This is a genomic window from Actinomycetes bacterium (assembly GCA_035489715.1).
Lineage (GTDB): Bacteria > Actinomycetota > Actinomycetes > JACCUZ01 > JACCUZ01 > DATHAP01.
In genome coordinates this window covers 25,384-33,918 of record DATHAP010000075.1, presented here as the reverse complement: position 1 = coordinate 33,918, position 8,535 = coordinate 25,384, and the positions used below count along the sequence as shown (strand labels likewise).

11 protein-coding genes and 1 riboswitch are annotated in these 8,535 nt (G+C 73.6%); of the genes, 6 read left to right on the top strand and 5 right to left on the bottom strand.

What is annotated here, in order from left to right:
• On the bottom strand, positions 1-1,135 hold a 1,135-nt coding region (locus VK640_06585), incomplete at its 3' end, for a hypothetical protein (protein HTE72849.1).
• A 174-nt stretch (positions 1,136-1,309) separates the two neighbouring features.
• Positions 1,310-1,407: riboswitch (cobalamin riboswitch) on the bottom strand.
• Between the two features lie 94 nt (positions 1,408-1,501).
• Between VK640_06585 and VK640_06580 the strand changes: the two genes are divergently transcribed.
• Positions 1,502-1,705 carry a hypothetical protein gene (locus VK640_06580; protein HTE72848.1) on the top strand — a complete coding sequence of 68 codons (204 nt, stop codon included), beginning with the start codon at positions 1,502-1,504 and terminating at the stop codon, positions 1,703-1,705.
• A gap of 501 nt (positions 1,706-2,206) precedes the next feature.
• On the opposite strand, the gene VK640_06575 is transcribed toward VK640_06580, so the two are convergent.
• Positions 2,207-3,022, bottom strand: a complete 816-nt coding sequence (locus tag VK640_06575; protein HTE72847.1) for an ankyrin repeat domain-containing protein — start codon at positions 3,020-3,022, stop codon at positions 2,207-2,209.
• A 23-nt stretch (positions 3,023-3,045) separates the two neighbouring features.
• Here VK640_06575 and VK640_06570 point away from each other — a divergent pair, with 23 nt between their 5' ends.
• Complete coding sequence (locus VK640_06570) at positions 3,046-4,059, top strand: aldo/keto reductase family protein (protein HTE72846.1); 1,014 nt, start codon at positions 3,046-3,048, stop codon at positions 4,057-4,059.
• Positions 4,060-4,065: 6 nt separating this feature from the next.
• Here the strand turns inward: VK640_06570 and VK640_06565 are convergent, their stop codons facing one another.
• The gene (locus VK640_06565) at positions 4,066-4,914 is read right to left on the bottom strand and encodes a methyltransferase (protein HTE72845.1); all 849 of its coding nucleotides are present in this window, start codon (positions 4,912-4,914) and stop codon (positions 4,066-4,068) included.
• Positions 4,911-5,501, bottom strand: coding sequence for a DUF3043 domain-containing protein (locus VK640_06560; GenBank protein ID HTE72844.1), 591 nt, complete (start codon positions 5,499-5,501; stop codon positions 4,911-4,913). The genes VK640_06565 and VK640_06560 overlap by 4 nt, the downstream gene beginning before the upstream one ends.
• Before the next feature lie 176 nt (positions 5,502-5,677).
• On the opposite strand from VK640_06560, the gene VK640_06555 reads away from it, so the two are divergent.
• The 4 genes from VK640_06555 to VK640_06540 are packed head-to-tail and all read left to right on the top strand — an operon-like array spanning position 5,678 to position 8,245.
• Positions 5,678-6,478 (top strand): PspA/IM30 family protein, encoded by an 801-nt coding sequence (locus tag VK640_06555; protein ID HTE72843.1) that lies wholly within the window; start codon positions 5,678-5,680, stop codon positions 6,476-6,478.
• Positions 6,475-6,762: a hypothetical protein gene (locus tag VK640_06550; GenBank protein ID HTE72842.1), complete on the top strand. Its 288-nt coding sequence runs from the start codon at positions 6,475-6,477 to the stop codon at positions 6,760-6,762. Before VK640_06555 ends, VK640_06550 begins: the two co-directional genes overlap by 4 nt.
• Entirely contained in the window at positions 6,762-7,667 is a 906-nt protein-coding gene (gene htpX / locus VK640_06545; protein HTE72841.1) for a zinc metalloprotease HtpX, read from the top strand. The genes VK640_06550 and htpX overlap by 1 nt, the downstream gene beginning before the upstream one ends.
• Positions 7,664-8,245 carry a hypothetical protein gene (locus VK640_06540; protein ID HTE72840.1) on the top strand — a complete coding sequence of 194 codons (582 nt, stop codon included), beginning with the start codon at positions 7,664-7,666 and terminating at the stop codon, positions 8,243-8,245. The genes htpX and VK640_06540 overlap by 4 nt, the downstream gene beginning before the upstream one ends.
• An 18-nt stretch (positions 8,246-8,263) precedes the next feature.
• On the opposite strand, the gene VK640_06535 is transcribed toward VK640_06540, so the two are convergent.
• On the bottom strand, positions 8,264-8,530 hold the full coding sequence (locus VK640_06535) for a hypothetical protein (GenBank protein HTE72839.1): 267 nt from the start codon (positions 8,528-8,530) through the stop codon (positions 8,264-8,266).
• Positions 8,531-8,535: the final 5 nt, after the last annotated feature.

Below are 8,535 nucleotides of genomic sequence, written 5' to 3'. Positions count from 1 at the left end.
CCAGCCGCGGCAGGCCGCGGACGCTGCCGGCCTTGGTCACGTCGCCGAGCTCGACCCGGGCGAGGGCCGGGACGGCCTGGCTGGTGGACAGGACCCGGTCGCCGCCGGTCTTGGCGCTGTAGCGGACCGAGCCACGGACCGACGCCTTGGCGCCGCAGAGCGCCTGCAGGCCGCGGATGTAGCCACGGGCCATGGTCGCCTTCTTCAGCCGGCCGAGGTCCTCGAGCGCCTGCGCGGCGAGCGCGGTGCTGTTGGTGTTGCGCACCCCGTTGCCGGTGAAGGACCCGTCGCGGTGCTGCCGCCTGACCAGCCAGGTGCCGGCCGCCGCGGCGGCGCCGGTCGCGGCCGGGCCGCCCACGGTGGCCAGGGCCTGCACGGCGAAGCCGGTCGCGTCGACCGACCCGGAGCAGGTGGCCGCGCCGAACGCCTCCGGGAAGGCCCCGTTGTCGCACTGCTGGGCGAGCAGGAACTGCACGGCCGCGCGCGACGGGCCGGTCGCCGTGGTGCGCTCCAGGCCGATCAGCGCCAGCGACTGGGTGATCGTGTTGCTGAAGTCGCCGAACTCGCTGACGTCACTGAAGCGGCCGTGGTCGGCGGCGGCACAGCCGGCGCGCAGCGGGCCGCACTCGAGGGCGCGCAGCCCGGCCACCAGGTCGGCCCGCTCGGAATCGCCGAAGGCGCGCGGGTCGGTGTCACGGGCGGCCGCCACGACGAGCAGCTTGGCGAAGGCACCGGCGTAGAACTCGGTGGAGGAGCCGCCGCCGGTGTAGTCGAGGACGTGCGCCTTCAGGGCCTTGGTCGCGGCCCCCGCGCTGCCCTTGCCGACCCCGGCCGCGGAGAGCGCGAGGACGACGTCGGCGGTCTGCCCGTACGACGGGCCGAACTCGCCCACGACCAGGTGGGTCGTGGCGTCGAGCTGGCGGCCCAGCCAGCCGGCCCCGACGTCGGCCCGGTTGCGGGTCGTCGCCGCGCCGGCCGGGCCGGCGCTGGTCAGCAGGGTGGTGAGCACGAGCACGGCGGCCGTCAGCAGGGCCAGCGCAGCGAGCGCCCGGCTGCGACGTACGGCGGGCGACGGCAGGGCGATCGCCTGCGCTCGGGCAGGGGGGTGGTGGTGGGTGTTGTTCGGAGCCAGCACGGGGTGTCCTTTCGGAAGCGATCCGCGACGGATCCCCGACCGGCCCCGGCACCGGGACGACGACGCCCCCGACGCGCTGGGCGCGTGGGGGGCGTGAGGTCCGGGAACCCGGGGTGGGTCCGGGCTCCGCCCCGCATACCTCGACGGAATGAGAGGAGCCGCTCACGCCTGGGCAGGTGTTCCGACTCGCCGCGGGACCCTCGTCCGGTCGGTGACCAGGGGGCTGCGGCCTACGGTTGCGGGTCAGTGCCGGCTTCGGACCGGCTTCCCCTGCACGGGCGCGTCTGCAGTTGTGTGCCGACAGGTGCCGGCAGCTCGGACTAGACCACGGCGGGTACGGTCCCGTCAAAAGCAGGGAGGACCCGGATGAGCTACGCATGGCGCTTCGAGGCCGCCGACGGCACCGTCGTCGAGCGGGCCGGCGGCGACCGGTTCCCCAGCCAGGCCGACGCCGAGTCGTGGGTGGGGGAGGCCTGGCAGGAGCTGCTCGCCGAGGGCGTCGACCAGGTCAGCCTGCTCGAGGGCGACCGGGTGGTCTACGGCCCGATGAGCCTGCACCCGGCCGAGTAACCGCTCCGGAGACGTCCGCGGTGCAGGGCCGCAGCGGACGTCCACCCCTGCGCCGGCGACCCTCCGGAGACGTCCACCCCTGCGCCGGCGACCCTCCGGAGACGATCCGCGGTGAAGTGACCGCGATCCGCCTCCGGAGCGGGCGAGACTGCCGTCCTCAGCCGGCGCCAGCCGCGTCCTGCTGACACGCCTGGGTCCGCTGCGACGGGCGCGCCGACCATCCCGCCTGAGCAGTCACCACGCGCAACGGTGGGGTCAGGCAGTCAAGCCACTGGCGAGACCGCTCGGCTCGCACGTCAACCGAGATCGTCTCCTGATACCACAGTGCGTCGACGGCTGCCATTGACGGCTGGCATGCCACGCTCGATGTCTCAAGTGCGCGCCACGTGCACAGGGCCAATGTGTGGCTGGGCAACGATCACCGAGCCCGCCGACCAGGAGACGACAGGGCAATGGAAGTGCCGGATGCCCGATACGCCGGTCATTCGCGCAACCTGCTGCTCAGCGGGCGCCGGCGGCGCGCAGCACCCGGGCGATCTCGTCGTAGCCGCGACTGGTGGCGTGCTGCAGCGGCCGTACGCCGTCCCGCCGCGACGGCTTGTTGGCGTCGGCGCCGGCCTCGACGAGCAGGCGGACCACCCGGACGTAGCGCCGGCTGCCGTCGCCGAGGATCACCGCCTCGTGCAGCGCGGTCCAGCCGAGCTCGTTGACGTGGTCGACCCGGATGTCGGTCGCCAGCAGCCGCCGCACCACCCCGGGGTAGCCGCGGTCGGCGGCCCGGATCAGCCCGGTACCGTGGAAGCTGTCCAGGCTGCGCACGTCGCCGCCGGCGGCGAGGGTCAGGTCCAGCAGCCGGGTGTCGTCACCCACCTCGCTGGTCGCGATCAGGTAGGCGCTCTGCACGGTGTCGTCCTTGCGGTTCACGTCGGCACCCGCCTCGACGAGCACGCCGGCCACCCGGACGTTGTTCTCGTAGGCAGCCGCCACGAGCGCCGTGCGGCCGCGGTCGTCGCGCGCCCGCACCGAGGCGCCGCGGGCGAGCAGGGCACGCACCCGGTCGGGCTCGCCGCGCCGGGCCGCGCGGATCAGCGGCGGGTCGAGTGCCAGGTTGCGGACCAGCGGTCCCGACGTGGCCGGTGCTGCGCTGGTGGACGTGGTGCCCGCCGACGTCGTCGGGGACGTGGCGGACGTCGTCGGTCGAGCACTGTCGGACGTACGCCCCGAGGAGCTGTCACCACCGGCCGACGAGCACCCGGCGACGACCGCGACGGCCAGCGTCGCGACCACCGCTCCCACCACCGCCTCCGCGACGCGCACCCGGTCACCTTAGGGTCGGGTCCATGCGCTTCAGATACCTCGGCAACAGTGGCCTGAAGATCTCCGAGATCACCTACGGCAACTGGCTGACCCACGGCTCCCAGGTCGAGAACGAGGCGGCGGTCGCCTGCGTCCGCGCCGCTCTCGACGCCGGCATCACGACCTTCGACACCGCCGACGTCTACGCCAACACCAAGGCGGAGACGGTCCTGGGCGACGCGTTGAAGGGCGAGCGGCGGCAGTCGCTGGAGATCTTCACCAAGGTCTACTGGCCGACGGGGCCGGGCGGCCCCAACGACGTCGGCCTGTCCCGCAAGCACATCCGCGAGTCGATCGATGCCTCGCTGCCGCGGCTGCAGACCGACTACGTCGACCTCTACCAGGCTCACCGCTACGACACCGAGACGCCGCTCGAGGAGACGATGCAGGCCTTCGCCGACGTCGTCCGCTCGGGCAAGGCGCTCTACATCGGCGTCAGTGAGTGGACCGCCGAGCAGATCCGGGCCGGGCACGAGCTCGCGCAGGACCTCGGCATCCAGCTGATCTCCTCGCAGCCGCAGTACTCCATGCTCTGGCGGGTCATCGAGGGCGAGGTCGTGCCGGCCTGCCGCGAGCTCGGCGTCTCGCAGATCGTCTGGTCGCCGATCGCCCAGGGCGTGCTCACCGGCAAGTACGTGCCCGGCCAGGAGCCGCCGGCCGGCTCGCGGGCCACCGACGAGAAGGGCGGCGCCGACATGATCTCGCGGTTCATGAACGACGACGTCCTGCGCCGCGTCCAGGACCTCAAGCGGGTAGCCGACGAGCTCGACCTGACGATGGCCCAGCTGGCCGTCGCCTGGGTGCTGCAGAACGACAACGTCGCCTCGGCCATCATCGGCGCCTCCCGGCCGGAGCAGGTCACGGAGAACGTCAAGGCGGCCGGTGTGGAGATACCGGTCGACGCGATGAAGCGGATCGACGCGGTGCTCGGCGACGTCGTGGAGCACGACCCGGCGATGACGGCGAAGAACGTGCCGCAGCGCCGCCCGACCGAGTGACTGTCGTCAGTCGGGAGCGTTGACCAGCCGGCGCCGGGCGAGCAGGTGCACCAGCGGTCCGACCCCGCGGTAGGGGTCGGTGCGCCCGGCGCGCTCCTCGGCGGCCAGCAGGTCCACCAGCTCGTCCGGCGGGGGCACCGGCTCGTCCAGGGGTACGCCGTCGCTGAGCACCCGGACGCCGTGCCAGCGCTCGACGGCCAGGCCGTGCCCGGCCAGCCGGCGGGTCAGGTCGTCGACGTTGTCGGCCCGGGCGGCCACGCCGAGCTCGTTGACGTAGCCGGTCGCGTCGAAGGCCTCGAGAGCCTCCGCCCACTGCCGACGCATCGCGTGCCGCAACGCCATCGCCTCGCGGTTACGGGCGACCAGCGACAGCACGCCACCCGGCGCGGTCGCCGCGGCCAGCCCGGCCAGCGCCCGGCCGGGGTCGTCGAGGTACATCAGCACGCCGTGGCACAGCACCAGGTCGTACGTCGTCAGGCCGGTCGCCGTCGCCTCACCCGGCAGGTCGCGCACGTCCCCGACCTTCAGCGTGACCTGACGACGTACCGCTGGCGGCTCCGACTCGAGCGCGGCGCGGAACGGCGCCAGCATGTCCTCGGCGATGTCGACCGCGGTCACCCGGTGCCCCTCGCGGGCCAGCCGCAGCGCCTGGGTGCCCTGGCCGGCGCCGACGTCGAGCACGGTGAGCGGACGGTCCCCGCGGTCGCCGAGGAGGTCGCGCCGTGCCGCGTCGAGCTGGGTCGCGACGAGGTGCTGGCGCACGACGTTGCGCAGGTTGCCGAGCCGGGCGAGCCACAGGTCACGGCCCGGCTCGAAGCCGGGGGTCGAGCCGGTCGAAGAGGGGGAGCCGGTCACCCGCGGGCGCGGCGGCGCCCGGAGCGCAGCCGCGGCGGCGGCAGCCGGAACCGGCGGATCTGCATGCTGCGCATCAGCGCGTAGGGCACCGCCCCGCGGTGGCTCTCGTCGGGGTAGCTGCGGGCCAGGCCGCGGCGCAGCCGCATCACCAGCACGACTGAGTCGACGACCACCATGACGACCAGAGCCAGCCACAGGTAGGAGCCCGCGAGCTGCAGCGCGGGCACCGGGACGATCGTCAGGACGAAGATGAGCAGGGCCAGCGGCAGGAAGAACTCGGCGACGGAGCGCCGGGCGTCGACCAGGTCGCGGGCGTACTTCTTGACCGGGCCGCGGTCGCGGGCCGGCAGGTGACGCTCGTCGCCGGCGCGCAGGGCCTGCATCGACCTGGTGCGCTCGTCGCGCTGCCGCTCGCGGGACTGCTTGGCGGCCTCCTTGCGGTCGCGGGGCGCGGTGATCGCGCGCCGGCGTCCCTTCTCGACCTCGCGTCGCTTGGGCGTGGGGCGGCCCTTGCCGCCCGCCTTGGTCGCGTCGTCGCCCGCCGGGTCGGCGGCCGGCGCCGTCGACTCCTTGCTGCGTCCGAACACCCGGCCACCTTACCGGCCGGTCGTGTCCCGCCCGGCAGGGGAACACCGGTCACCCGGCCCCCGGGAACTCCGGCCGCCGACCGCTCGTCGGGCGTCCTAGGGTGGGATCACGAGTGGACGGTGCAGGTCGCCCCGTCCCACGTCCCAGTGAGGGGGCAGTGCGGTCGATGAGCTTCATGAAGCGGCTCAAGATGATCTTCAGTGCCAAGGCCAACAAGGCGCTCGACCGGGCCGAGGACCCGCGCGAGACCCTGGACTACTCCTACGAGCGCCAGCTCGAGATGCTGCAGAAGGTGCGCCGCGGCGTCGCCGACGTCGCCACCTCGCGCAAGCGGCTCGAGCTCCAGCAGGCCCAGCTGCAGCAGCAGTCGGACAAGCTCGAGACCCAGAGCCGGCAGGCGCTCGGCGCCGGTCGCGAGGACCTGGCCCGCGAGGCTCTGACCCGGCGCTCCGGCGTCCAGCAGCAGCAGCAGGACCTGGCCGCCCAGCATGCCGCGCTGCAGGCCGAGGAGGAGAAGCTCGTCCTCGCCTCGCAGCGGCTGCAGGCCAAGGTCGACGCGTTCCGCACCCGCAAGGAGACGATCAAGGCGACCTACACCGCCGCCGAGGCGCAGACCAAGATCGGCGAGGCCTTCTCCGGCATCAGCGAGGAGATGGGCGACGTCGGGCTGGCGGTCCAGCGGGCCGAGGACAAGACCCAGAGCATGCAGGCCCGGGCCGGGGCCATCGACGAGCTGCTCGCCAGCGGCGCCCTCGACGACGCCAGCGGCACCGCGAAGGACGACATCACCGCCGAGCTGGAGCGGATGTCCAGCCAGAGCGACGTGGAGCTCGAGCTGGCCCGGCTCAAGGGCGAGCTCGGTGCCGGCAAGGCGCCGGACGCGATCGAGGCTGGCGGCACGTCGGACGCGACCGGTGCACCGGTCGCCGAGGCGGCCCCGGCCGAGCCGGCCAGGACCGAAGGGGACCGGCCGTGATCGTGCGCATCCTGGGCGGCGAGGGCCAGCTCCGCGTCGACGACACGCACGCCGAGCTGCTCAACGGTCTCGACAGCGGGCTCGAGCGAGCCGTCGAGGCGGGCGACGAGGCGGGCTTCCGGTCCGCCCTCGCCGACCTGCTCGCCCAGGTACGTACCCTGGGGGAGCCGCTCGCCGACGAGGAGCTAGTCGAGTCCGACGCGCTGCTGCCCTCCGACGACGCGACGCTCGAGGAGGTCCGCGCGATGCTGACCGACACGGCCGAGGGGCTCATCCCCGGCTGATGGCCCGCTCGCGATACCTGCCCGACCGAGGCCTGACCGCCCGGATGGGCCTCACGATGTTCCTGCTCGGCCTGCTCTACGTCGCGCTGATCGCCGTCGTCACGACCCAGGTGGGTCTCGGCCTGGGGCTGGTCATCGCCGGCGGTGCGCTGTTCGCCCAGTGGTTCTTCTCCGACCGGATCGCGCTCTACGCCATGAACGGTCGGGTGGTGACCCCCGAGGAGGCGCCGCAGCTGCACGGCATCGTCGACCGGCTGTGCGCCCTGTCCGACATGCCGAAGCCCACTGTGGCGATCGCCGACACCGACGTGCCCAACGCGTTCGCCACCGGCCGGACTCCCCAGCGCGCTGTGGTCTGCGCGACGTCCGGGCTCATGAAGCGGCTCGACGAGCGCGAGCTGGAGGGTGTGCTCGCCCACGAGCTGTCGCACGTCGCGCACCGCGACGTGACCGTGATGACGGTCGCCTCCGTGGTCGGCGTGCTCGCCGGGTTCCTGACCCGGATCGTGCTGTTCAGCGGTCTGGGCCGTCGCGGCGGGCGGGACCAGAACGGCGCTCCCGTGGTGCTGATCGTGCTGCTGGTGAGCATCGTGGTCTACGCGCTGAGCTTCGTGCTGACCCGCGCCCTGTCGCGCTACCGGGAGCTGTCGGCCGACCGCGCCGGGGCCTTCCTCACCGGCCAGCCGTCGGCGCTCGCGTCGGCCCTCACGAAGATCACCGGTGAGATGGGCCGGATCCCCAACCGCGACCTGCGCGAGGCCGAGCCCTACAACGCCTTCTTCTTCGCGCCGGCGATCGCGAGCGGCTTCAGCCTGTCGTCGCTGTTCTCGACCCACCCGACGCTCGAGCGCCGGCTGGAGCAGCTGGGCAGCATCTCGGCCCAGCTCGGCCGCCCCACCACGTGAGCTGGCTGGGCCGGCTGCTCGGCCGCAGCACGCCGCCGGCCGCCGGGCTGGACGCGCTGTTCGCCGTCCCGGGAGCGGCCCTGACCCTGGAGTCGGCGACCGGCCTGCGACCCACAGGGCTGGGCTCGGTCGCCTTCCGGGCCGCCGAGGGCGGTGCCTCGGCCGGGTCGGTCGCCGAGGCGGAGCGGCTGCTGGCGGCCGACGGCACACCGGCGGTCGAACGCAGCGTCGACTCCTTCGGCTACACCTGGCTGCTGGTGCGCCACGACCCCGCCGACCTCGACGGCGTCGCCGGCCTGGTCACCGACCTGCACGCGGTCAACAGCACCCTGGTCGACAACGGCTTCGGGCCGTCGCTGCTGTGCTCGCTGGTCGGCTTCACCGGCGACGACGGGCGCCGGCTGGGGCTGGTCTACCTGTTCAAGCGCAGCACGTTCTACCCCTTCGCGCCGACCGGTGACCAGCAGCAGCGCGACACGGCGTTCGAGCTGCAGGTGCGCGGGGCGCTGGGCAGCGACCTGCCCGTCGAGCCGGACCTGTCGCGGTGGTTCCCGGTGTGGGGTGCGCCCGGCCTCTGAGCCGACGTCCGTACGTCGTCAGGCCGACTCCGCCAGCCGCACCAGGGTGCCGGCCGGGTCGACCACGGTCATCTCGCGCAGCCCCCACGGCTTGACCTCGGGCAGCGAACGGAAGTGCAGCTCGGCACCCTCGCGCACGGCCAGCAGGTAGGGCGTGCCGTCCGGCGAGCCGTCGCTGACCCGGAAGCCGAGCGCGGTCCAGAACGCCGTGGTCGCCGTCGCGTCGAGGTACGGGAGAACCGGGACCGGCCGCCAGCCGGAGTGGTCGTGCCGGTGGTCGGCCATGGTCG

Bases quoted from the DNA above. Each gene is read 5' to 3' on its own strand.
- htpX (HTE72841.1), top strand. From the start codon at position 6,762: ATGGCCCGCTCGCGATACCTGCCCGACCGAGGCCTGACCGCCCGGATG.
- VK640_06570 (HTE72846.1), top strand. From the start codon at position 3,046: ATGCGCTTCAGATACCTCGGCAACAGTGGCCTGAAGATCTCCGAGATC.
- VK640_06555 (HTE72843.1), top strand. From the start codon at position 5,678: ATGAAGCGGCTCAAGATGATCTTCAGTGCCAAGGCCAACAAGGCGCTC.
- VK640_06580 (HTE72848.1), top strand. From the start codon at position 1,502: ATGAGCTACGCATGGCGCTTCGAGGCCGCCGACGGCACCGTCGTCGAG.
- VK640_06535 (HTE72839.1), bottom strand. From the start codon at position 8,530: ATGGCCGACCACCGGCACGACCACTCCGGCTGGCGGCCGGTCCCGGTT.